At 56.4% G+C, this 21458-nt stretch carries 21 protein-coding genes; 9 read left to right on the top strand and 12 right to left on the bottom strand.

Going from position 1 to position 21458, the window contains the following annotated elements:
* Positions 1-17: 17 nt before the first annotated feature.
* Positions 18-3932, top strand: coding sequence for an enterobactin synthase subunit F (locus FD737_RS20760; protein ID WP_160834451.1), 3915 nt, complete (start codon positions 18-20; stop codon positions 3930-3932).
* 206 nt (positions 3933-4138) lie between these two features.
* On the opposite strand, the gene FD737_RS20755 is transcribed toward FD737_RS20760, so the two are convergent.
* The 3 genes from FD737_RS20755 to fepD are packed head-to-tail and all read right to left on the bottom strand — an operon-like array spanning position 4139 to position 6902.
* Positions 4139-4936, bottom strand: coding sequence for an ATP-binding cassette domain-containing protein (locus FD737_RS20755; RefSeq protein WP_058959455.1), 798 nt, complete (start codon positions 4934-4936; stop codon positions 4139-4141).
* Positions 4933-5916 carry an iron-enterobactin ABC transporter permease gene (fepG, locus tag FD737_RS20750; RefSeq protein WP_160834450.1) on the bottom strand — a complete coding sequence of 328 codons (984 nt, stop codon included), beginning with the start codon at positions 5914-5916 and terminating at the stop codon, positions 4933-4935. Before fepG ends, FD737_RS20755 begins: the two co-directional genes overlap by 4 nt.
* The gene (fepD, locus tag FD737_RS20745) at positions 5913-6902 is read right to left on the bottom strand and encodes a Fe(3+)-siderophore ABC transporter permease (RefSeq protein WP_160834449.1); all 990 of its coding nucleotides are present in this window, start codon (positions 6900-6902) and stop codon (positions 5913-5915) included. The genes fepG and fepD overlap by 4 nt, the downstream gene beginning before the upstream one ends.
* A gap of 139 nt (positions 6903-7041) precedes the next feature.
* Between fepD and entS the strand changes: the two genes are divergently transcribed.
* The gene (entS, locus tag FD737_RS20740; RefSeq protein ID WP_160834448.1) at positions 7042-8292 is read left to right on the top strand and encodes an enterobactin transporter EntS; all 1251 of its coding nucleotides are present in this window, start codon (positions 7042-7044) and stop codon (positions 8290-8292) included.
* Here entS and fepB read toward each other — a convergent pair.
* On the bottom strand, positions 8287-9252 hold the full coding sequence (gene fepB / locus FD737_RS20735) for a Fe2+-enterobactin ABC transporter substrate-binding protein (protein ID WP_160834447.1): 966 nt from the start codon (positions 9250-9252) through the stop codon (positions 8287-8289). The two genes, entS and fepB, sit on opposite strands and share 6 nt — an antisense overlap.
* A 176-nt stretch (positions 9253-9428) precedes the next feature.
* Here fepB and FD737_RS20730 point away from each other — a divergent pair, with 176 nt between their 5' ends.
* The 5 genes from FD737_RS20730 to FD737_RS20710 are packed head-to-tail and all read left to right on the top strand — an operon-like array spanning position 9429 to position 14284.
* The gene (locus FD737_RS20730; RefSeq protein ID WP_045833015.1) at positions 9429-10610 is read left to right on the top strand and encodes an isochorismate synthase; all 1182 of its coding nucleotides are present in this window, start codon (positions 9429-9431) and stop codon (positions 10608-10610) included.
* A 10-nt stretch (positions 10611-10620) separates the two neighbouring features.
* On the top strand, positions 10621-12237 hold the full coding sequence (locus FD737_RS20725) for a (2,3-dihydroxybenzoyl)adenylate synthase (RefSeq protein ID WP_160834446.1): 1617 nt from the start codon (positions 10621-10623) through the stop codon (positions 12235-12237).
* 19 nt (positions 12238-12256) lie between these two features.
* Positions 12257-13111 (top strand): isochorismatase family protein, encoded by an 855-nt coding sequence (locus FD737_RS20720; protein ID WP_097118195.1) that lies wholly within the window; start codon positions 12257-12259, stop codon positions 13109-13111.
* A complete protein-coding gene (dhbA, locus tag FD737_RS20715; protein ID WP_160834445.1) occupies positions 13108-13866 on the top strand; it encodes a 2,3-dihydro-2,3-dihydroxybenzoate dehydrogenase in 759 nt (252 codons plus the stop codon). Before FD737_RS20720 ends, dhbA begins: the two co-directional genes overlap by 4 nt.
* 1 nt (position 13867) lies before the next feature.
* A complete protein-coding gene (locus FD737_RS20710; RefSeq protein ID WP_058962126.1) occupies positions 13868-14284 on the top strand; it encodes a hotdog fold thioesterase in 417 nt (138 codons plus the stop codon).
* Between the two features lie 146 nt (positions 14285-14430).
* Here FD737_RS20710 and cgtA read toward each other — a convergent pair whose 3' ends face one another.
* The 3 genes from cgtA to rplU form a co-directional block, all read right to left on the bottom strand.
* Positions 14431-15606 carry an Obg family GTPase CgtA gene (cgtA, locus tag FD737_RS20705; RefSeq protein WP_160834444.1) on the bottom strand — a complete coding sequence of 392 codons (1176 nt, stop codon included), beginning with the start codon at positions 15604-15606 and terminating at the stop codon, positions 14431-14433.
* Positions 15607-15855: 249 nt separating this feature from the next.
* On the bottom strand, positions 15856-16113 hold the full coding sequence (gene rpmA / locus FD737_RS20700) for a 50S ribosomal protein L27 (protein WP_003851093.1): 258 nt from the start codon (positions 16111-16113) through the stop codon (positions 15856-15858).
* Positions 16114-16128: 15 nt separating this feature from the next.
* Positions 16129-16440 (bottom strand): 50S ribosomal protein L21, encoded by a 312-nt coding sequence (rplU, locus tag FD737_RS20695; protein ID WP_034826596.1) that lies wholly within the window; start codon positions 16438-16440, stop codon positions 16129-16131.
* A 254-nt stretch (positions 16441-16694) separates the two neighbouring features.
* Here rplU and ispB point away from each other — a divergent pair, with 254 nt between their 5' ends.
* Together ispB and FD737_RS20685 are read left to right on the top strand one after the other, a co-directional pair.
* Positions 16695-17666, top strand: coding sequence for an octaprenyl diphosphate synthase (gene ispB, locus FD737_RS20690; RefSeq protein ID WP_160834443.1), 972 nt, complete (start codon positions 16695-16697; stop codon positions 17664-17666).
* 271 nt (positions 17667-17937) lie between these two features.
* Complete coding sequence (locus FD737_RS20685) at positions 17938-18219, top strand: helix-turn-helix transcriptional regulator (RefSeq protein WP_097118193.1); 282 nt, start codon at positions 17938-17940, stop codon at positions 18217-18219.
* Between the two features lie 65 nt (positions 18220-18284).
* Here the strand turns inward: FD737_RS20685 and murA are convergent, their stop codons facing one another.
* The 5 genes from murA to mlaD all read right to left on the bottom strand — a co-directional run bounded on the left by murA (position 18285) and on the right by mlaD (position 21455).
* Entirely contained in the window at positions 18285-19544 is a 1260-nt protein-coding gene (gene murA / locus FD737_RS20680) for a UDP-N-acetylglucosamine 1-carboxyvinyltransferase (RefSeq protein WP_058962128.1), read from the bottom strand.
* 44 nt (positions 19545-19588) lie between these two features.
* Positions 19589-19846, bottom strand: coding sequence for a BolA family iron metabolism protein IbaG (ibaG, locus tag FD737_RS20675; protein ID WP_034826599.1), 258 nt, complete (start codon positions 19844-19846; stop codon positions 19589-19591).
* Positions 19847-19960: 114 nt separating this feature from the next.
* Entirely contained in the window at positions 19961-20266 is a 306-nt protein-coding gene (mlaB, locus tag FD737_RS20670; protein ID WP_034826600.1) for a lipid asymmetry maintenance protein MlaB, read from the bottom strand.
* A gap of 2 nt (positions 20267-20268) precedes the next feature.
* Positions 20269-20898, bottom strand: coding sequence for a phospholipid-binding protein MlaC (gene mlaC, locus FD737_RS20665; protein WP_097118192.1), 630 nt, complete (start codon positions 20896-20898; stop codon positions 20269-20271).
* Positions 20899-20912: 14 nt separating this feature from the next.
* Entirely contained in the window at positions 20913-21455 is a 543-nt protein-coding gene (gene mlaD, locus FD737_RS20660; RefSeq protein ID WP_034826604.1) for an outer membrane lipid asymmetry maintenance protein MlaD, read from the bottom strand.
* Between the last annotated feature and the right edge of the window lie 3 nt (positions 21456-21458).

Here is a 21458-nt window from a genome sequence, read left to right as displayed (position 1 = left end):
CGCAAACCGGAGCACAGATGTCTGAATCTCTGATGAACAAAACCATGACCGACCTACACACCTTGCCCTTAGTGGCAGCCCAGCCCGGCATCTGGATTGCCGACCAGCTGACCCAGCACCACAATGCATATGCAGTAGCGCACTTTGTCGAATTGTCCGGCGCCATCGACACAGACCTGCTCGCGCAGGCCATCGTGGCTGGCATGCAGGAAGCCGATACGCTGAATATGGCGTTTGCCGAAGTCGAGGGCGAAGCACTGCAGTGGCTGCAACCGCAGACGTTCAGTGCGCCAAAAATCGTTGATTTGCGCGCTGAACCCGATGCGGCCACCAAAGCCCGCGCGTTAATGCGTGAAGACATGAACGGTGATCTACGCGTACTGAGCGGTGCACCTTTATGGCATCACACGCTGTATCGCATTGGCGATCAGCACTGGTTCTGGTATCAGCGTTATCACCACTTAGTGGTGGATGGTTTCAGCTTTACCGCCATCACTCGCCGTATTGCTAACCTTTACACTGCCGCCGTGCAGCAGCAAGAGGCCGAGCCAACCCCGTTCATCCCGTTTAGCGAAGTCGTCGAAGAGTACCAGCGTTATCAGGAATCCTCTTCATTCACGCGCGATGGTGATTTCTGGCGCGAGAAAGGCGCAGCGCTGCCCTCACCGGCTTCGCTATCACCGCTGCCGCTGGCTGGACAAAGCGCGACCACCGATCTGCTGCGCCACAGCGTGACGCTCGATCGCAGCACCTTCCAAACCCTGGTGAATCAGCATCCACAATCCAGCGCTGCTGACCTGGCCTTTGCGCTGGTGGCGCTGTGGCTGGCGCGACTCAGCGGACAAAATGATTTCGCCGCTGGATTCATCTTTATGCGCCGCATCGGATCCGCCGCGCTGTGTGCCACCGGTCCGGTGATCAACGTGCTGCCGATGGCCGTGCATTACGATCCCACCCAGCCGCTGAGTGCGCTGGCTGCCCAGCTGGCAGGTGAAGTGAAGAGAATGCGCCGCCACCAGCGTTATGACGCGGAACAGGTGCAGCGCGATCTTGGACGTTTGGGCGATGGTGACCCGCTGTACGGTCCGGTGATCAACCTGAAGATGTTTGACTATCAACTCGATTTTGCTGGCGTTGAAGGCATAACCCATCAGCTGGCATCAGGCCCGGTGCGCGATCTGGAAATCGCTATCTACATTAGCGAACAGGGTGAACTAACGCTGGAGTTGCTGGCGAATGCGGAGCGCTATAGCGAATCGACGCTGATTCGCCACGCCAGCCGTTTTGCTTTGCTGCTGGATCAGCTGGCGGAGCAACCACAGCGTGCGTTGGGTGAACTGGATCTGCTAACCACAGAAGAGCACGTACAAATTGCCGGTATCAATCAGACCGCGCACCCTGTTCCTGCAGAAACGCTGGCCTCACTGTTGGCGCAACAGGCCGCGCGTACGCCTGATGCCCCGGCGCTGGCTGATGCGACGCACCAGTTAAGCTACCGTGAGATGCAGCAGCAGTTGTATGCTCTGGCAGCGGATCTTAGTGCAGCGGGCGTCCAGCGCGGCGATATCGTCGCAGTGGCATTGCCGCGTTCAGTGCAGCTCTCACTGGCACTGCAGGCGATAGTGTCGCTCGGCGCGGCCTATCTGCCGCTCGATACCGGCTACCCCGACGAACGTTTGCAGCTAATGCTGGAAGATGCCGCCCCCAAAACGCTGATCACCTCAGTGGAATTGAGCGCCCGCTTTAGCGCTATCGATTCTGTTAAGCAGCTGCACTTTGATGCGCTCTATACCGCGCCAGACGCGCCACCACCTGCCAGCGCGCCGACACCACAGGATGGCGCTTACATCATCTACACCTCAGGATCTACCGGGCGTCCGAAAGGCGTATTGGTCGGTCATGAAGCGATCGTCAACCGCCTGTTGTGGATGCAGGATCGCTATCCGCTGCAAGCCGACGATGTGGTATTGCAGAAAACCCCAAGCAGTTTCGATGTATCCGTATGGGAATTCTTCTGGCCGCTGCTGGTAGGCGCGCAACTGGTGATGGCACCGCCGGAAGCGCACCGCGATCCGGAAGCCCTTCAGCAGTTGTTTGCGCGTTACAAAGTGACTACCACGCACTTTGTCCCTTCGATGCTGGCCGCCTTTGTCGCGGCGCTGGACAGTGCGCCAGCGATTGCCTGCTGTGGCAGCTTACGTAACGTCTTCTGTAGCGGTGAAGCGCTGCCGACCGATCTGTCGCGTGAATGGGAAAAACTGACGCAGGTGCCGCTGCACAATCTTTACGGCCCGACCGAAGCGGCGGTAGATGTCAGCTGGTATCCGGCGTTTGGCGAAGCGTTGGCAGCCGTTGAAGGGGCCAGCGTGCCGATTGGTTTCCCGGTGTGGAATACCGGATTACGCATCCTTGATGCGCGTATGCAGCCGGTGCCGCCGGGTGTGGCGGGCGATCTTTACTTAACCGGCTTACAACTGGCACACGGCTATCTTGGCCGCCCGGATCTGACCGCCAGCCGCTTTATCGCCGATCCTTTTGCCGCTGGCGAACGCATGTACCTAACCGGTGACGTGGCGCGCTGGCTGGATAACGGCGCGGTGGAATACCTCGGACGCAGCGACGATCAGCTGAAGATCCGTGGCCAGCGTATAGAACTTAACGAAATCGATCATGTGATGAGCGCACAGCCCGGTATTGAGCAGGCAGTCACGCACGCAGTGGTACTCGGCGGTGCCGCTGCACAAGGCGGTGACGCGCGTCAGCTGGTGGGTTACGTCGTCGCAGAGCACGTTGTCGATGGCGACGCGCTGCGTGATGCACTGGCGCAACGGCTGCCTGCACATATGGTGCCGGTGGCAATTGTACAGCTCGATGCCTTCCCGCTGAGCAGCAACGGTAAATTGGATCGCAAAGCTTTACCGCTGCCAAAAAATGCAGCTGACAGCGTGGGCCGTGAACCGCATCCCGGTCTGGAAACCCAATTGGCGCAGGCTTTCTGCCAGTTGCTGGCGCGTGACACCATCATCGCCCAGGATGATTTCTTCGCCCTCGGTGGCCACTCGTTGCTGGCGATGCGCTTAGCTGCCCAACTGCGCCGCGAACTGCAACAGCCGGTTTCGGTAGGGCAGATTATGGTGGCTTCAACGGTGGAAAAACTCGCCCGGTTGCTGAGCGATACTCAATCGCATCAGCAGGCAGGTTTTGAAGCCGTTCTGCCGCTGCGTCAGGGCAACGGTCCGACACTGTTCTGCTTCCATCCGGCGTCGGGTTTTGCCTGGCAGTTCAGTATTCTGCAGCGCTATCTCGATCAGCGCTGGTCGCTGGTGGGGATTCAGTCGCCGAATCCCCAGAGCCCGCTGAACCAAAGCGCGCATCTCGACGAGGTGTGTGATGCGCATCTGCAAACCTTACGTGAAGTGCAGCCGCACGGGCCGTACTTCTTCCTCGGTTATTCGCTGGGCGGCACGCTGGCGCAAGGTATTGCGGCACGACTGGAAGCGGCAGGTGAAGAGGTAGCCTTCCTCGGCCTGCTCGATACCTGGCCACCGGAAACGCAAAACTGGGATGAGAAGCGTGGCGAGAATGTGCTGGATCCGGCGGTGCTGGAAGAGGTGAATCGCGAGCGCGAACAGTTTATCGCCGCCCAGCGCCATCAGGCGGGCGAAGAGATGCGCGCGATGTTCGATACCATCGAAGCCAACTACGCCAGTTCGGTGCGTCTGTTGGCCACCGCGCGCAGTGCGCGTTTCAACGGTCGCGCCACACTGTTCCTCGCCGAGCAGACGCAGCAGCCCGGCCAGGATGCGCGTCGCGCCTGGGCACCATATGTCGGTGAGTTAGAGGTTTGGCCGATGGATTGTGCACACGTGGAGATTATTTCCCCGCAGATGTTTGAGCAGATTGGCCCGCTGTTGCAACGGATATTAGGCTAACGTCAGCCGATTTCCGGGAGGTCGAGGGGCCTCCCGGCGATAACTGATCTGCCTTGTACAGGGGCTGGGATGAAGCCTCACTGCGATCAACCTGCCTGCCCTGTGCAGGGCGCTGCGTTAAGACCTCCCGACACGATGCTCCACTGTGGTGTGCCGGTCACAGCATTTAGATTCCCGCGATAACATGCTTTATGCAGCCAGACCGCTTACTTTCCTCTTCCCAGCGGCACGATCATTGGCGTGTGCGCCACCGGATCTTCCACAATCACGCAGCGTAAACCGTACACCTGTTCAATCAACGCGGGTGTTACGATCTCTGCGGGCTTGCCTTCGGCCAAAATCTTGCCGTGACGCATGGCGATCAAATGGGTGGCATAACGGCAGGCGTGATTAAGATCGTGCAACACCACCACCAGCGTGCGGCCATGCTGCTGATTCAACTCCTGCATCAGTTCCAGCAGTTCAATCTGATGGGTGATATCCAGCCAGGTAGTTGGCTCATCCAGCAACAGCAGCGGGGTTTGCTGCGCCAGCACCATGGCAATCCATACGCGCTGACGCTGCCCGCCGGACAAGGTATCCACTGGCTGCTGCGCCAAATCCGCCACGCCGGTTGCCCGCATCGCGCTTTGCACCGCCTCTTCATCTTCACTGCGCCAGCGGCCAAACAGCGCTTGATGCGGGTAACGCCCACGTGCCACCAGTTCGGTAACGCTGATGCCAGCCGGTGCGTTGGAACTCTGCGGCAGCAGCCCAAGTCGACGCGCCACCTCTTTGGTCGGATAACGCGCTATCGCCTCACCATCCAGATACACCTCGCCTTTCAGCGGAGTATTAAGGCGGCTCAGGGTGCGCAGCAAAGTGGATTTACCGCAGGCGTTGGGGCCGATAATCACTGTCAGCTCACCTTCCGGGATCGCCACCGACAGGTTTTCTGCCACCACTTTCTTGTCGTAGCCGAGCGTCAGGCCTTCGCCATACAGCCGTGAAGGGATATCGATCATTGGCGTCGCGCCTCCCGCACCAGTAACGCAATCAGATAAAGTCCACCGAGGCTGACGGTAATCACGCCAACCGGTAATTGATAAGGCAAGAACAAATGCTGCGCAGCAAAATCAGCCGCAATCAGCAACAGTGCGCCACACAGCGCCGCCAGCAGCAGCGCGCCTTTCTCGCCGCCGCCGAGTCGACGCGCGATTTGTGGTGCCAGCAGCGCAATAAAGGAGATCGGCCCCACCAGCGCAGTGGACGCCGCCGTCAACACTACGCCAATCAGCATCAGCAGTAGCCGACTGCGCTCCACCGGCACGCCGAGCGCACTGGCGGTATCATCGCCCATCTCCAGCAAACGCATCCGTCGTGTTAGCATCGCCATCAGCAGCAGCGACAGCAGCAACACGCCAATCACCGGCGGCGTTTTCGCCCAGGTGATGCCGTTAAGTGAACCGGCACTCCACAATCCGGCACTGAGCGCGGACTCTAGCGAAGCACTGATAATCAGCCAGGCATTCAGTGCCATCAGCAACGCGCGCACGCTGATACCAACAATAATCAGGCGGAAGGTTTCTACCCCGTTGCGCCAGGCAAACAGATACACCAATGCCGCCGTACCGATACCACCAACCAACGCTGCACCGGTCATGGCGGCGATGCCCTGATTGAACAGCACCAGTGCCACCAGCACGCCGCTGTAGGCACCGGTGTTGAAACCGAGAATATCCGGGCTGCCGAGCGGGTTGCGCAGCAGTGACTGGAAAATCGCGCCGCTGACGCCCAGTGCCGCGCCAATCAGCAGCGCCATTAGCACACGCGGCAGTCGCCACTCTAAAACGATCAGCTTGACGTTGCTGGCACCGTGTCCCGCCAGCACTTGCCAGAATTGCTCAGCACCAATCGGCAATGCGCCTCGCGTCATCGCCAGATACGCCAGCAGTGCGCATCCGAGCAACAACCACGTGGTATGTAATCTAACCCGACGCGTCATAACGCACCTCGCCCGAGTTTACGGCGCACCAGCACAATCAACACCGGTGCACCCAACATCGCCGTGACGATGGAGACGCGCAGTTCGCCCGCCACCAGCAGTCGTCCCAGAATATCCGCTGCCAGCAACAGAATCGGGGTAATGATCGCCGTGGCGGGCAGCATCCAGCGGTGATCGTTGCCGACCATCCAGCGTGCAAAATGCGGCGTCATCAGTCCGATAAAAGCAATCGGCCCCACTGCCGCTGTCGCCGCACCACACAACAACGCAATCGCCACTAAACCAAGCAGTTGCGTGCGCACCACCCGCGTGCCCAGCGCGGTCGCCATATCGCCGCCCATGCTTAAACTGTTCAACGCCTGCGACAAATAGAGTGCCACTCCGCTGCCGATTAGCACGGCCGGGAACAGCGTACGCAATACAGTGAAATTGCGGATATCCAGCGAGCCGCTGTGCCAGAAACGCAGATGATCATAAATATCGGGATTGAGCAGTGACAGACCAGACGTCAGTCCATCCAGCACCGCGCCCAGCGCTACGCCGGCTAACGTCAGGCGTACCGGATTGACTCGCCCGCCGCCAATCGCCCCCGTCATCGCCACCAGCAATGACGCCAGCAGTGCACCGGCAAACGCGAAGCCGAGCCAATCGAGGGGAGAATCCGCGCCAAACAGCGCAATGCCGATCACCACCGCAAACCCGGCACCTGCGTTAACGCCGAGAATGCCCGGATCGGCCAGTGGATTGCGCGTCAGGCTTTGCATTAGTGCGCCTGCTAATCCAAGGGCGACACCCGCCAGCAATCCGGCCAGCGTACGAGGCAAGCGTGCATCACGCACAATCACGCACTCAGCGTTGTCACAGCCTGAGGTAAGAGAATGATAAACATCGGAAATGGGTATCGATTTTGCCCCCAGCATCAAGCTGAGCGCGATGAGGAGCAAGAGCAGAATCCCTGAGCCTGCTAATGCACGGATCTGGCGCATCGTTCTAAACCTTCACTGTTCAACGTCGTCGCATGCGCAACGCAATTTGATAATGGTTATCGTTATTACTCGCGTTTGCCTATGTTACCATGACTCGCCTCGCGGACGATGAGGAAAATTGGTGCAAAAAGGCGAACAAATGAACAAATCTTCCCACTTTATCGATCTCTCCCTGCTGAAAACCCATGCGGCATTTCGCGCAGTATTTATTGCCCGATTCATCTCGATTGTCGCATTAGGCATGCTCGCCGTGGCGGTGCCGGTGCAGATTCAGCAGATGACGCACTCCCCGCTTTTGGTGGGATTGGCCGTCACCCTCGCCGCATCCGGTATGTTTATTGGTCTGCTAACCGGCGGGGTGTTAGCCGATCGCTACGAGCGTAAGAAACTGATTTTGCTTGCCCGATCCACCTGCGGCTTGGGCTTTATCGCGCTGGCGATTAACGCTGCGCTGCCGCAGCCTTCACTGATTGCGGTGTATCTGCTGGGATTCTGGGATGGCTTCTTTGGCGCGATTGGCGTCACGGCGCTGCTGGCGGCCACACCGGCGCTGGTGGGGCGCGAAAACATTATGCAGGCCGGCGCCATCACCATGCTGACGGTGCGTTTTGGCTCCATCCTCTCGCCAGCCATTGCCGGACTGGTCATTGCACACGGCGGCGTGGTGTGGAACTACGGCTTAACCGCGTTTGGCACACTGATTACCGTACTGACGCTGCTGAAATTACCGCAACTCCCGCCACCGCCTCAGCCGCGCGAACATCCGCTGAAGTCGCTGGCCGCCGGGGTGCAATTCCTGTTTGCCAGCCCGATTGTCGGTATGGTGGCGCTGATCGGTGCTCTGGTCACTCTGGCCAGCGCAATTCGCGTGCTCTACCCCGCTCTCGCACCACATTGGTCAGTGAGTACTAACCAGCTTGGCATGCTCTACGCAGCCGTGCCTCTGGGTGCCGCCATCGGCGCGTTCACCAGCGGTAAACTGAAACATGCAGCCCGACCGGGACAGCTGGTGCTGGGCAGTGCGGTGGCCGGATTTATCGCGCTGGGATTATTCAGTCTGATGCCCAATCTGCCGCTGGCGCTGCTGTGTCTGGTGGCGTTTGGTTATTTCAGTGCCATCAACAGTCTGGTGCAGTACGCGATGATTCAACTGCTGACGCCAGACCATCTGCTGGGCCGCATTAACGGCTTGTGGACCGCGCAAAATGTCACCGGAGATGCGATCGGTGCGGCGATGATTGGGGCCATGGGATCGTGGTTATTGCCGCCACAGGCTGCCGCCACGTTTGGTTTTGCGGCAGCGCTGTTGGGGATTGTAATGTGGTGTGTAATGGGCCGTTTACGTCGTTATGCGCCGCCAGCCCCTGAGCTGGCGGAGCAGGCATCATGATTTAACGAACAGTTTCTCCAGACGCGCCAGCAGATTGCTGGCGCTGTAGTAATCCAGACGGAACGAATCGACGCCAAGCGGGAATACCTGCTTATCCTTAACCGCCGCGTTTTGCGCGAGGAACGGATTGCCGATCACTGACTGTGCGGTTTTGTCATCAGCCGCAAACAGCAGGAAGGTTTTGCCCGTCAAACCGCTTCCCACATTCTCACCCGACAGCTGAATGATGTCTTTACGCTGGCCCATGCTGTGGCCTTGCTGCACGCTGGCGGGTGGAACGGCGAGGGTAAAGCCAAGTTGCTCCAGCAGTTTGCCCTGCGCTGACTCCGTGGTCCACACGTTGACGGCACGCCCATCGCCGTTCCACACCAAGGCAGACACGGGCTGCGGCGGTAAGGTGATGGCTTTTTTCAACGCTGCTTCACGATCGTCAAAAGCCTTCACCCGCTGTGCAGCCTGCGCTTCGTGACCGGTTGCCTGGCCTAGCAGCGTCACCACATCCTGCCAGCTCTTGTCGTCGTAATTCACCACCAGCGTCGGTGCGATGGCGGAAAGCTGGCTGGCGAGTTTAATCGCAGAATCATTACCTGTGGCGCTCACCAGAATCAGGTCTGGTGCTTCTGCGGCCACCGCTTCGGCACTCGGCTCGCCAATATAGAGACGTTTTACATGGCGCTGTTTTGCCACCTCACCCCATTGACGGAAAAAACCCTGATCGTCGGCCAGACGGCTGTTCGGAGCGGTCGCACCGGAGGCCACCACCGGTGCATCAATTGCCAGTAATGATCCAGTTAAGGTGACGCTGGTTGAAACAATACGCTGCGGAGCTTTGTTTAAGGTAATTGAACCCTTTGCCCCCTGCACCGTGCGCGGCCATCCCTGTTCTGCCTGTGCGAGCCCTGTGAAAGTCTGGAAAATAAACAACAGGGCTGTCAGTCCCAATAAACCGCATTTATTCATAAGTTTTGGTCCACCTTTTAGCTTATTGCACGGCTCGACGTCACCTTCCGATTACGCCTAATCATGCGGGAAATCCCGCGAATGGATTGACTCTTTTGTCCAATCGACGTAGGTTACAGGCCCATAATAAAAATGATAATCATTCTTAATAATCTTATCATTTATAGGTGAAAATTATGGTGGAATCATCCATGTTTGAAAATGCCTTATTAGAGGATTTTTCTGCGTTATGTCGTGGGTTCCTCTTTACCTCGCCGTGGCGAAGCCTCGCGACTCAAGGCTGCTATACCACGATAACCACCTCTGTGGCAGACGCTGCATCATTGCAGGGTGATTTTCAACTTCAGCTGCATCAACATTTTGCGGCGGCAAAACAACAAGGCATTGAGAATCCGATCCTGGTGGGTGCGATTCCGTTTGACGTGAGTCAGCCTGCGGCCCTGTTTATTCCTGAAACGTATCAAACTTTTCATCGTGCCGACCTACAGAATGCGCTGCCTGCGGCTGCCAGTGAGCTGCCGCAGGTACGTCGTCGCGTGGCGGTGCCGGATCACGATGTCTTTACCCAAATGGTGGCCGATGCGGTGACAGCAACGCAACGCGGTGACCTCGATAAAGTGGTGCTGTCGCGCCTGATGGATATTGTCACCGAACAGCCAGTGGATACCGCGGCACTGATGCAACGCGTCATTGCGCAGAATCCGAATAGCTATCACTTCCATCTGCCGCTGCCACAAGGCGGTGCACTGGTGGGGGCCAGCCCGGAGCTGATGCTGCGTAAGCAGGGCCGCGATTTTAGCTCATGCCCGCTGGCGGGCTCAGCACGTCGTGATCACCACGATAGCCAACAGGATCAGGCAGCGGGCAATACGCTGATGGACTCCAGCAAAGATCGTCATGAACACCAGTTGGTCACAGATGCGATGCGCGATACGCTGCAACCGCGCAGTCGCCTGCTGTCCGTGCCGACGGTACCGTCATTGATCACCACCGCGACCTTATGGCACCTCGCGACGCAAATCGATGGTGAGGTACAGGATGATCGTGAGAACGCCTTGTCGCTGGCCTGCCTGCTTCATCCGACCCCCGCATTAAGCGGCTTCCCACACCAGCGTGCTCAGCAGCTGATTCAGCAATTAGAGCCTTTTGATCGTCAGCTGTTTGGCGGCATTGTGGGATGGTGTGACAGTGAAGGCAACGGCGAATGGGTGGTGACAATTCGTTGTGGCACCGTGCACGGTGCACGCGTGCGACTGTTTGCGGGCGCAGGCATCGTTGCCGATTCCCAACCTGAATCAGAATGGCGCGAAACCGGCGTGAAGCTGGATACCATGTTGCGCGCTTTTGGACTGCAATAAAGGAAAGAGCATGAGCATTCCCTATACCCGCTGGCCTGAAGATTTGGCTGCGCGCTATCGCGAAAAAGGCTATTGGCTCGATGTGCCAATGACCGATATCCTGGCGCGTCATCAAGAGAATGATGCAATCGCGGTCATCGACGGCGATCGTCAAATCTGCTATCGCGAGCTGAATCAGCTAACCGATAACCTCGCGGCAGCCCTGCAGCGCCGTGGCCTGCAACAGGGTGATACTGCGTTAGTGCAGCTAGGCAACGTGGCGGAGTTTTACGTCACGGTCTTTGCGCTGTTTAAACTGGGCGTAGCATCCGTCTTCGCGCTGTATAGCCATCAGCGCACCGAGCTGACCGCCTATGCCGCGCAGATTGAGCCTAAACTGCTAATTGCCGATCGCAGTCACGCGCTGTTTGGCGATGACACCTTTATTGGTGCGCTTTGTGCCGCTCAACCGTCACTGCAGCAGATCATCCTGCGTAATGACGGTGATAAAGAAAACACTCTAGAAGCTTTGATGGCGGAAGCGGCGGGCGATTATCAGCCCACGCCGAGCGCCGCTGATGAAGTGGCGTTTTTCCAGCTCTCCGGCGGCAGCACCGGTACGCCGAAGCTGATCCCACGCACGCACAACGATTACTATTACAGTATTCGCGCCAGTGATGAGATCTGCGAAGTCACGGCTGACACGCGTTATCTGATCGCCCTGCCCGCACCGCATAACTTCGCCATGAGCTCACCGGGTTCACTCGGCGTGTTTTATGCTGGTGGCCAGGTGATCCTCGCCGCAGATCCCAGCGCTACGCTGTGCTTCCCGCTGATCGAGAAGCATCAGGTTACCGATACCGGTCTGGTGCCACCCGCAGTGAGCCTGTGGCTGCAGGCGATTCAGGAATGGGGTAGCAACAAGCAGCTGGCTACGCTGCAGCGCATTCAGGTCGGCGGCGCGAAGCTCGGCGAAACCCTGGCGGCACGCATCCAGAGCGAAATTGGCTGCCAATTACAGCAGGTGTTTGGCATGGCCGAAGGTCTGGTGAACTACACCCGCTTTGGCGATGACGAGAAAATCGTGCTGACCACTCAGGGCCGACCGATTTCTGAAGATGACGAAGTCTGGGTGGCGGATGAACACGGTAATGCGCTGCCGCACGGCACGGTGGGTCGCCTGATGACACGCGGTCCGTACACCTTCCGTGGCTACTATAAAAGCCCGGAACACAATGCCGCCAGCTTTGATGCTAACGGCTTTTACTGCTCCGGCGATCTGATTGAGATCAACCCGCAGGGTTACATCACCGTGCAGGGCCGCGAGAAGGATCAGATCAACCGTGGCGGCGAGAAGATCGCCGCAGAAGAGATCGAGAATTTGCTGCAGCGCCATCCGGATGTGATTCATGCCGCGCTGGTGTCGATGACTGATGAACTGATGGGTGAAAAAAGCTGCGCCTTTATAGTTGCCAGCCAGCCGATCAAAGCGGTGGCGCTGCGCCGTCATCTGCGCGATCTCGGTGTCGCCGAGTTTAAATTGCCCGATCGTATTACCTGCGTAGATGCCCTGCCACTGACCCCGGTTGGCAAGGTGGATAAAAAACGTTTACGCCAACAGCTTGCTGACCAACAAGCGCAAGCCTGAACCTATTCCGGAGATTGTAATGGCTATTCCAAAACTGAATTCTTACGCGCTGCCTGCCGCCACTGAACTGCCGACCAACAAGGTGAAATGGACCGTTGAGCCACAGCGTGCTGCCCTGCTGATCCATGATATGCAGGCTTATTTCCTGAATTTCTGGGGCGAGAACAGTCCGCTGATCGATCAGGTTGTGGAGAACATTGCCCGCCTGCGCGCCTACTGCAAAGCGCAAGGTATTCCGGTGTTCTACACCGCGCAGCCCAACGAGCAGAGCGATGCCGATCGCGCACTGCTCAACGACATGTGGGGACCAGGCCTGAATAAGCATCCGGATCAACAGAAGATCGTAGATACACTGGCGCCAGATCAGGACGATCAGGTGTTAACCAAATGGCGTTACAGCGCCTTTGTCCGCTCGCCGCTGGAATCGATCCTGCAGGAGATGGGCCGCGATCAGCTGATCATTACCGGCGTTTACGCCCACATCGGCTGCCTGACCACCGCCACTGACGCCTTTATGCGTAACATCCAGCCGTTTATGGTGGCGGATGCGCTGGCCGACTTCAGCCGTGAAGAGCACATGATGGCACTGACCTATACCGCTGGCCGCAGTGGCAAAGTGGTGATGACCGCCGATTTGATGCCGCTGCCGCTGAGCAAAGACGATCTGCGTGCGCTGATTCTGCCGCTGCTGGAAGATGACGATGTGCCAGAAGATGATGAAAACCTGATCGACTACGGCCTGGATTCCGTACGCGTGATGGCGCTGGCGGCGCGCTGGCGCCAGGTGCACAACGACATCGATTTCGTTAGCCTGGCAAAAAATCCGAGCATTGATGGCTGGTGGGCACTACTGTCACGGACGCCTGCCAAATGAGTGCCTCTTTCGACTTTAACGGAAAAATCGTCTGGGTAACCGGCGCGGGTAAAGGCATTGGTTACCACACGGCGCTGGCATTCCATCAGGCCGGCGCACTGGTGATCGGCTTCGATCTGCGTTTTGAGCAGCCCGACTACCCGTTTGCCACTCAGGTTCTGGATGTAGCGAATGCGGCGGAGGTGAAAGCCGTGTGCCAGCGTCTGCTGGCAGATCAGCCGCGTCTGGATGTGCTGATCAACGGTGCCGGGATCTTGCGCGTCGGCAGCACCGAAGCACTCGCATTCGAAGACTGGCAGGCGTGTCTGGCGGTGAATGCCGGTGGCGCCTTCAATATGTTCCAGCAAACGCTGCCGGTATTCCGCCAGCAGCGCGCGGGGGCGATTGTTACCATCGCTTCTAACGCGGCTCACGCGCCACGTCTCGGCATGTCCGCTTATGGCGCTTCCAAAGCCGCACTACGTAGCCTGTGCCTCACCGTCGGTCTGGAAATGGCACCGTTTGGCGTGCGCTGCAACATCGTTTCACCGGGTTCAACCGATACCGATATGCAACGTAGCCTGTGGCATACGCCGGAAGCAGAGCAGGAGATGATCAACGGCTTCCCGGATCAGTACAAGTTGGGGATCCCACTGCGTAAGATCGCGAAACCGCAAGAGATCGTGAACAACGTCCTGTTCCTGGCCTCAGATCTTGCCAGCCACGTGGTGCTGCAGGATATTGTGGTCGACGGTGGCGCAACACTGGGATCCTGATATGGCAATCTGGAAACGATCGGTTGATCTGGCAACCTTAAATACCCTGGGGGATAACTCGCTGGTGTCGCACGTCGGCATCGTGTTCACGGTGATTGGCGACGATTACCTTGAGGCAACTATGCCAGTGGATACCCGCACGCAGCAGCCGTTTGGCCTGCTGCACGGCGGTGCGTCAGTGGTGCTGGCGGAATCGATGGGATCGATTGCCGGTTATCTGAGTGTGGAAGAGGGAAAAAGTGTGGTGGGGATTGAGGTCAGTGCCAGCCATCATCGCGCGGTGAGCAGCGGTGAAGTGCGCGGCATCTGCCGTCCTTTGCACCTTGGCGCACGCAACCAGAGCTGGGAAATTGAGATTCGCAATGGACGCGATCAACTGTGCTGCACATCGCGATTGACGGTGGCGGTGCTGGGGTAATTTTCCGCGACGGCCCTCACCTCCTTATTCCAGGGGGCAGAATCATCGCGCCGGATTGCTGCACACGATGCCCTTTCATCGGGAGATGAAAATGGCACTCAGCAGCCATAAAAAAAGCGGCCAATTGGCCGCTTTCTGTTTTGCGATTAACGCTGGTAAATGATTTCGACGCCTTCGTCGTCTTCCTCGTCCCAGTCGTCATCCCAATCGTCGTCTTCTTCCACTTCCTGAGCGGTTTCCATGGCTTCGCGGTGATAATCATCCCACATGAAGGCCACTTTCTCCGGCTCTTTCGCTTCTTCTTCCGCTTCTTTCGGGTTCTCGATGATGAAGGTCATCACGTCCCAGCAGAGATCTTTCACGCCGTCATGGCTGGCCGCAGAAATCAGGTAGTATTTGTCTTCCCAGCCCAAAGCTTCCACAACCGCTTTAGCGCGGCTTTCCGCTTCTTCACGTTCCAGCAGGTCACATTTGTTAAACACCAGCCAGCGTGGCTTCTGGAACAGCTTCTCGCTATATTTTTCCAGCTCACCCAGGATGATGCGGGCGTTTTCGACCGGATCGGATTCATCGATCGGCGCAAGGTCGATCAGGTGCAACAGTACACGGCAACGCTCAAGGTGCTTCAGGAAGCGAATCCCCAGACCGGCACCATCCGCTGCGCCTTCAATCAGGCCCGGGATATCGGCGACGACGAAGCTCTTTTCGTTGTCCATGCGCACTACACCAAGGCTTGGCACCAAAGTAGTAAACGGATAATCCGCCACTTTTGGTTTAGCCGCAGACACGGAGCGAATAAAGGTCGATTTACCGGCATTCGGCAGACCAAGCATACCGACATCAGCCAGCAGCATCAGCTCCAGCTGCAGGTCACGCTTCTCGCCCGGCGTACCCATGGTCTTCTGACGTGGGGAACGGTTAACCGAGGATTTAAAACGCGTATTACCCAAGCCGTGCCAGCCGCCTTTCGCGACCATCAGCTTCTGCTCGTGGCGCGTCATGTCACCCAGCGTTTCGCCAGTACCCTGGTCAATCACGCGGGTACCGACAGGCACCTTGATAATGATGTCTTTGCCGCGTTTACCGGTGCAATCACGGCTCTGGCCATTTTGACCACGTTCGGCGCGGAAAGATTTCTCGAAGCGATAGTCGATCAGGGTATTCAGGTTTTCATCCGCCAGCAGGTAAACATCACCGCCGTCACCGCCGTCGCCGCCGTCCGGGCCACCGCGTGGAATGTATTTTTCGCGGCGGAAGCTGACGCAACCATTACCGCCATCGCCTGCAACCGCAAGGATCGTCGCTTCATCTACAAACTTCATTTTATTTCTCCGTCACGCTATCGTTCGCGGCGACTAAAGCACAGCAAACGGGTCCGCCAGGGTCTTCTGCGCTGACCGGCGGCGGATAATACAAGACTGGCAAAGCCAGGAGTACATAAATTGTACAGCAAACTGCGCGTTTTGGTCAGAGGGAATCCCGCAACCTGCGGCAGAATGTAAAAAGCCCCGCAAAGCTGCGGGGCCTTCAATTCGTGTGTTCAGACGTTAACCGTCTGCGTCACAATAACCTTACTCAGCAACGATGCTGATGTACTTACGGTTGTTAGGACCTTTAACTTCGAATTGTACTTTACCGTCTGCGGTAGCAAACAGGGTGTGGTCACGACCACAACCTACATTGGTACCTGCGTGGAATTTGGTGCCACGCTGACGAACGATGATGCTACCTGCCAGAACAGATTCACCACCGAAACGCTTAACACCCAGACGTTTTGCATTGGAGTCGCGACCGTTACGAGTCGAGCCACCAGCCTTTTTATGTGCCATTTGTCAGATCTCCTCTTACGCGCCGATCACAGTGATTTTCACATCAGTGAACCACTGACGGTGACCAGCTTGCTTACGGTAGTGTTTACGACGACGAAACTTAACAATCTTAACTTTCTCGCCACGACCGTGAGCAACAACTTCTGCCTTGATCACACCGCCTGATACCAGTGGCGCGCCGATTTGCACGTCTTCGCCATTTGCAATCATCAGAACCTGGTCGAACTCAATGGTTTCGCCGGTTGCGATGTCCAGCTTTTCCAAGCGAACGGTCTGACCTTCGCTTACTCGGTGTTGTTTACCACCACTTTGGAAAACCGCGTACATATAAAACTCCGCTTCTGCGCATGCCTTTCTATTCATCAGGCGGCGCGATAAATATTCACAATAGGGCGCGAATTCTACGCAAATCTCCAGCAGAAGACAAGTGCACTTTGCACTCTCTTGCAGAAAAAAAGCGCAGGACGAATGCAAACGTTTCTCAGCCCGATTTTTCAAGTACAATCAGTAACAGATTACCTGAACTCACGCTGGGTAAAAGCGCTTACCATGCAAAATACGAGTCAAAGCTGAACAGACGAATGAACTTAGAACAGATTAATGAATTAACCGCGCAGGACATGGCGGCCGTCAACCAGACCATCCTCGACCAGCTGAATTCAGATGTCTCACTGATTAATCAGTTGGGTTACTACATCATCAGCGGCGGAGGCAAACGTATCCGGCCCATGATCGCGGTGCTCTCGGCACGTGCGCTGAACTACCAGGGATCGCTACATGTCACCAATGCGGCGCTGATCGAATTTATCCACACGGCGACTCTGCTGCACGATGATGTGGTGGATGAATCCGATATGCGCCGTGGCAAAGCCACTGCCAATGCCGCGTTCGGTAATGCTGCCAGTGTGCTGGTGGGGGACTTCATCTACACCCGCGCGTTTCAGATGATGACCAGCATGGGATCCTTAAAGATCCTCGCGCTGATGTCTGAAGCAGTGAACGTGATTGCGGAAGGTGAAGTGCTGCAGCTGATGAACTGCAACGATCCCGATATCACGGAAGAGAGCTACATGCGCGTCATCTACAGTAAGACCGCGCGCCTGTTTGAAGCGGCTTCTCAAGCCTCCGCGATTCTGGCTGAAGCCACGCCGGCGCAGGAAAAAGCGCTGCAGGATTATGGTCGCTATCTGGGTACCGCTTTCCAGTTAATTGACGATTTGCTGGATTACAGTGCGGATGGCGAAACCCTGGGTAAAAATACCGGTGATGACCTGAGCGAAGGCAAGCCGACACTGCCGCTGCTCCATGCCATGCACAACGGTACACCAGAGCAAGCTCAGATGATCCGCATAGCAATCGAAGAAGGCAACGGTCGCCATCTGCTGGAACCGGTACTGGATGCCATGCAACAAACTGGCTCGCTGGAATGGACGCGCAAACGCGCTGAAGAAGAGGCGGATAAAGCCATTGCTGCTCTGCAGGCCCTGCCAGAAACGCCGTGGCGTAGTGCACTCGAAGCATTGGCCCACATGTCAGTGCAGCGTGATTTCTGATTGCTATTACGGGGCGGCATAGCCCCGTTTTCTTTCCTGCCTCACCCGTATTCTCCCCTGCTTTACTTCCCAGCGCTTCACCTGACTGCCCATTACATTCCTTGCATTGCTTTTGCGAAAGAGAGCTCAGTTTAATGCGAGGCCAAAACAATTACTGGAAGCTTATGGAAATTATTTGCTATAAGGTTTTTGTTTTTTCCTAATATCTCTGTATTGGATACGCCCGTTGCGGCAGAGACAACGCAATAACATGGACAAGGAGCAGGACGTTATGAAAGCAAGGAAACAGGATTGGCATCCCGCAGATGTGATTGCAGCACTGCGTAAAAAAGGCACATCAATGGCTGAATTGTCACGCAATTCGGGGCTGAACTCGTCCACACTCTCCAACGCACTTTCCCGCCCCTGGCCCAAAGGAGAGTGGTTGATCGCTGACGCGATCGGTGTACATCCCGCCGAGATCTGGCCAACTCGCTATTATGATCCCATTACATCGCGCTTGCTGGATCGCAAAAAACGTATTCGATCCCCCAGGGTTCGGCAGGAGACCTGAGATCCAGGACATAAAAAAACCAGCCACGTTATCGTGACTGGTTATCATCAAACGTTGAGTCAGCGTTATTCGCCGCTGACGCGCTCGATATTGGCACCCATGGCCTTCAGTTTATCTTCGATGTGCTCATAGCCACGGTCGATATGATAAATACGGTCCACAATGGTGGTGCCTTCCGCGATGCAACCGGCCAGTACCAGGCTCGCAGAGGCGCGCAGGTCGGTTGCCATCACTTGTGCACCTGACAGCGTCTCAACACCGTGGCAAATCGCAGTGTTGCTTTCGATTTCCGCGTGACCGCCCATACGAATCAGCTCAGGGATGTGCATGAAACGGTTTTCGAAGATGGTTTCGGTGATCACGCCTGTGCCTTCCGCCACCATGTTCAGCAAGGTGAACTGTGCCTGCATGTCGGTTGGAAAACCTGGGTGTGGTGCAGTACGGACGTTAACTGCCTTAGGGCGCTTACCGTGCATATCGAGGCTGATCCAGTCTTCACCGGTTTCAATCTCGGCACCCGCATCACGCAGTTTTGCGAGTACCGCATCCAGCGTATCGGGCTGGGCTTTATGGCACACCACTTTACCGCGGGAAATCGCAGCAGCGACAAGGAAGGTACCGGTTTCGATACGATCCGGCAGAACGCGATACACACCGCCACCCAGACGTTCTACGCCTTCGATGGTAATTTTATCTGTGCCTGCACCGCTGATTTTTGCGCCCAGCGTGTTGAGGAAGTTTGCCGTATCGACAATTTCCGGCTCACGCGCGGCGTTTTCAATAATGGTCGTGCCAGTGGCAAGCGTTGCCGCACTCATGATGGTCACGGTCGCGCCAACGCTGACTTTGTCCATGACGATATGCGCGCCTTTCAGGCGGCCATTAACGGAAGCTTTGACGTAACCTTCTTCCAGTTTAATTTCCGCACCCAGTTGCTCAAGGCCAGTGATGTGCAGATCAACCGGACGTGCACCAATAGCACAGCCGCCTGGCAATGAAACCTGACCCTGACCAAAACGCGCCACCAGCGGACCCAGTGCCCAAATCGAGGCACGCATGGTTTTCACCAGATCATACGGTGCGCTGAAGACATTAACTTCGCGAGCATCAACGTGAACCGAACCATTACGCTCAACGCGCGCACCCAGCAAATTTAGCAGCTTCATGGTGGTATCGATATCACGCAGCTTCGGCACGTTCTGAATCTCTACCGGCTCTTCTGCCAGCAGCGCAGCAAACAGAATTGGCAGCGCAGCATTCTTCGCCCCGGAAATGGTCACTTCACCACTTAAACGGGTGGGGCCTTGCACACGAAATTTGTCCATTAACGGCTCTCAATTATCTATCAACAAAACAACCTGTGAGGCGCTTAGAAACCGTTGAGTTTACGGTCGCGCGCCCACTCGGTTGGGGTATAAGTTTTGATGGAAACCGCATGAATACGGTTATCCGCAATGTATTCCATCAGCGGCGCATAAACAGCCTGCTGTTTTTTCACACGACTCAGTTCACCGAACATCTCACCCACCGCGATCACCTGAAAATGACTGCCGTCGTTGCTGAGAACATGTACTTCATCTAATGGCAGCGCCTGCATCAGCACGGCCTGAACTTCACTATTTTCCATCGCTCTTTGCTTCACTTAATAATAATAAGGCGGATATCTTAGAGGAAAGCGCCTGACTCTTAAATACGCAAAAGCCCCTGAATAAATCAGGGGCTTTTGGCGATGACTACGTTATCAGGCGATTTTTTCCGCAGAAACAATAATCTGCTGCAGGTTATACAGCGCAATTAATGACTGGAGTTTGTCGTTGATACCGGTGAAAAGTGGCGTGCTACCTTGTGCCCGCGCGATCTCGCGCAGGTGGACTAACAAAGCCAGTCCCGCTGAATCCACGCGCTCCAGCGCCGCGACATCAATGGTCGCGATATCCACCATGGCGGTTTCACGTTCATGCCACAATGACAGCAGGGTATCGCGATCCAACATGCCGCTTAAAGATAGCGTGCTGGCATTGCGCTGCCAGCGTAACGGTTCGCTCATGCTTACTGTTTATCCAGAGTGATAGGCTGCGCTGCGTAAGTTTTCAACTGCGCGGTCAGACCATCAATGCCCTTAGTACGCAGCAAATCACTCCACTCATTTTGTTTGGTCGTGATCATGCTGATGCCTTCAGCCACCATATCATAGGCCTGCCAGTTGCCGGTCTGGCTGTTCTTGCGCCATTGGAAATCAAGGCGCACAGGCGGACGGCCGTTCGGATCCAAAATAGTCACGCGAATCGCCACGATGTTAGCATCGCCAATCGGCTGCGATTGCTGAATCTGGTAGGTTTGGCCGTGGTACAACGCCAGCGCCTGGCCATAGGCCTGAGCCAGATAATCGCCAAATGCCGCAAAGTAAGCGTCACGCTGTGCCGGAGTAGCCTCACGATAATAGCGGCCCAGCACCAGCGCACCCGCGTACTTGATCTGTACATACGGCAGCAACTCCTGACGCACCACCTCACGCAGATAGTTAGGATCCTGCTTGATTTTAGGTTGCTCGTTTTTCAGGCGGGTGAAGGTCTTCGCCGCCGCTTCATTCATTAATTTATAAGGATCGCTCTGATCCGCTGCATTGGCCGCCAGCGGCACAATCGCCAGCATGGCAATCATCAGGAAACGTTTGAACATCGTGTTTTACCTCTCTATTCCGTTGTAGCAGGTGCTGCCGGAGCAGGCGCACTCTCGGTGCCCTGCTTTTGATTATCGTTTTTGTTATCGCCGCTCTTGTAGAGGAACTGGCCGATCAAATCTTCCAGCACCATCGCGGATTTGGTGTCACGCAACGTGCCGCCATCTTTCAGCATTGCCGAACCCAGTTCTGGATCGTCAAAGCCTAAATTCAGTGCGAGGAACTGTTCACCCAGCAGACCTTGCGTGCGAATGGCCAGCGAGCTGGTGTCCGGGATTTTGTCAGCATACTGATCGCTGATGTCCATGGTGACACGCGGTGACAGCGTTTTATCATCCAGCGAAATATCCGTTACTCGACCAATCACCACACCACCAATTTTCACCGGTGAGCTGACTTTTAGGCCGCCAATATTATCGAAAGTGGCATACAGCTTCCATGTCGGTTCGGTGCCAAGTGACTTGAGATCGGCCACGCGCAGGCTGAGGAATAACAGTGCCAACAGTGCTGCCAGCATGAAGACGCCAACCCAGATTTCGTTTTTCTTGCTTTGCATTGC

Origin of the sequence: Pantoea sp. Seng (genome assembly GCF_009829935.1) — a bacterium.
In the GTDB taxonomy this organism is placed as follows: Bacteria; Pseudomonadota; Gammaproteobacteria; order Enterobacterales; family Enterobacteriaceae; genus Pantoea; species Pantoea communis.
The sequence above is the reverse complement of the archived record's forward strand: the minus strand, read 5'-3'. Positions and strand labels throughout refer to the sequence as shown.

Bases quoted from the DNA above. Each gene is read 5' to 3' on its own strand.
- FD737_RS20760 (WP_160834451.1), top strand. From the start codon at position 18: ATGTCTGAATCTCTGATGAACAAAACCATGACCGACCTACACACCTTG.
- FD737_RS20755 (WP_058959455.1), bottom strand. From the start codon at position 4,936: ATGATCGATATCCCTTCACGGCTGTATGGCGAAGGCCTGACGCTCGGC.
- fepG (WP_160834450.1), bottom strand. From the start codon at position 5,916: ATGACGCGTCGGGTTAGATTACATACCACGTGGTTGTTGCTCGGATGC.
- fepD (WP_160834449.1), bottom strand. From the start codon at position 6,902: ATGCGCCAGATCCGTGCATTAGCAGGCTCAGGGATTCTGCTCTTGCTC.
- entS (WP_160834448.1), top strand. From the start codon at position 7,042: ATGAACAAATCTTCCCACTTTATCGATCTCTCCCTGCTGAAAACCCAT.
- fepB (WP_160834447.1), bottom strand. From the start codon at position 9,252: ATGAATAAATGCGGTTTATTGGGACTGACAGCCCTGTTGTTTATTTTC.
- FD737_RS20730 (WP_045833015.1), top strand. From the start codon at position 9,429: ATGGTGGAATCATCCATGTTTGAAAATGCCTTATTAGAGGATTTTTCT.
- FD737_RS20725 (WP_160834446.1), top strand. From the start codon at position 10,621: ATGAGCATTCCCTATACCCGCTGGCCTGAAGATTTGGCTGCGCGCTAT.
- FD737_RS20720 (WP_097118195.1), top strand. From the start codon at position 12,257: ATGGCTATTCCAAAACTGAATTCTTACGCGCTGCCTGCCGCCACTGAA.
- dhbA (WP_160834445.1), top strand. From the start codon at position 13,108: ATGAGTGCCTCTTTCGACTTTAACGGAAAAATCGTCTGGGTAACCGGC.
- FD737_RS20710 (WP_058962126.1), top strand. From the start codon at position 13,868: ATGGCAATCTGGAAACGATCGGTTGATCTGGCAACCTTAAATACCCTG.
- cgtA (WP_160834444.1), bottom strand. From the start codon at position 15,606: ATGAAGTTTGTAGATGAAGCGACGATCCTTGCGGTTGCAGGCGATGGC.
- rpmA (WP_003851093.1), bottom strand. From the start codon at position 16,113: ATGGCACATAAAAAGGCTGGTGGCTCGACTCGTAACGGTCGCGACTCC.
- rplU (WP_034826596.1), bottom strand. From the start codon at position 16,440: ATGTACGCGGTTTTCCAAAGTGGTGGTAAACAACACCGAGTAAGCGAA.
- ispB (WP_160834443.1), top strand. From the start codon at position 16,695: ATGAACTTAGAACAGATTAATGAATTAACCGCGCAGGACATGGCGGCC.
- FD737_RS20685 (WP_097118193.1), top strand. From the start codon at position 17,938: ATGAAAGCAAGGAAACAGGATTGGCATCCCGCAGATGTGATTGCAGCA.
- murA (WP_058962128.1), bottom strand. From the start codon at position 19,544: ATGGACAAATTTCGTGTGCAAGGCCCCACCCGTTTAAGTGGTGAAGTG.
- ibaG (WP_034826599.1), bottom strand. From the start codon at position 19,846: ATGGAAAATAGTGAAGTTCAGGCCGTGCTGATGCAGGCGCTGCCATTA.
- mlaB (WP_034826600.1), bottom strand. From the start codon at position 20,266: ATGAGCGAACCGTTACGCTGGCAGCGCAATGCCAGCACGCTATCTTTA.
- mlaC (WP_097118192.1), bottom strand. From the start codon at position 20,898: ATGTTCAAACGTTTCCTGATGATTGCCATGCTGGCGATTGTGCCGCTG.
- mlaD (WP_034826604.1), bottom strand. From the start codon at position 21,455: ATGCAAAGCAAGAAAAACGAAATCTGGGTTGGCGTCTTCATGCTGGCA.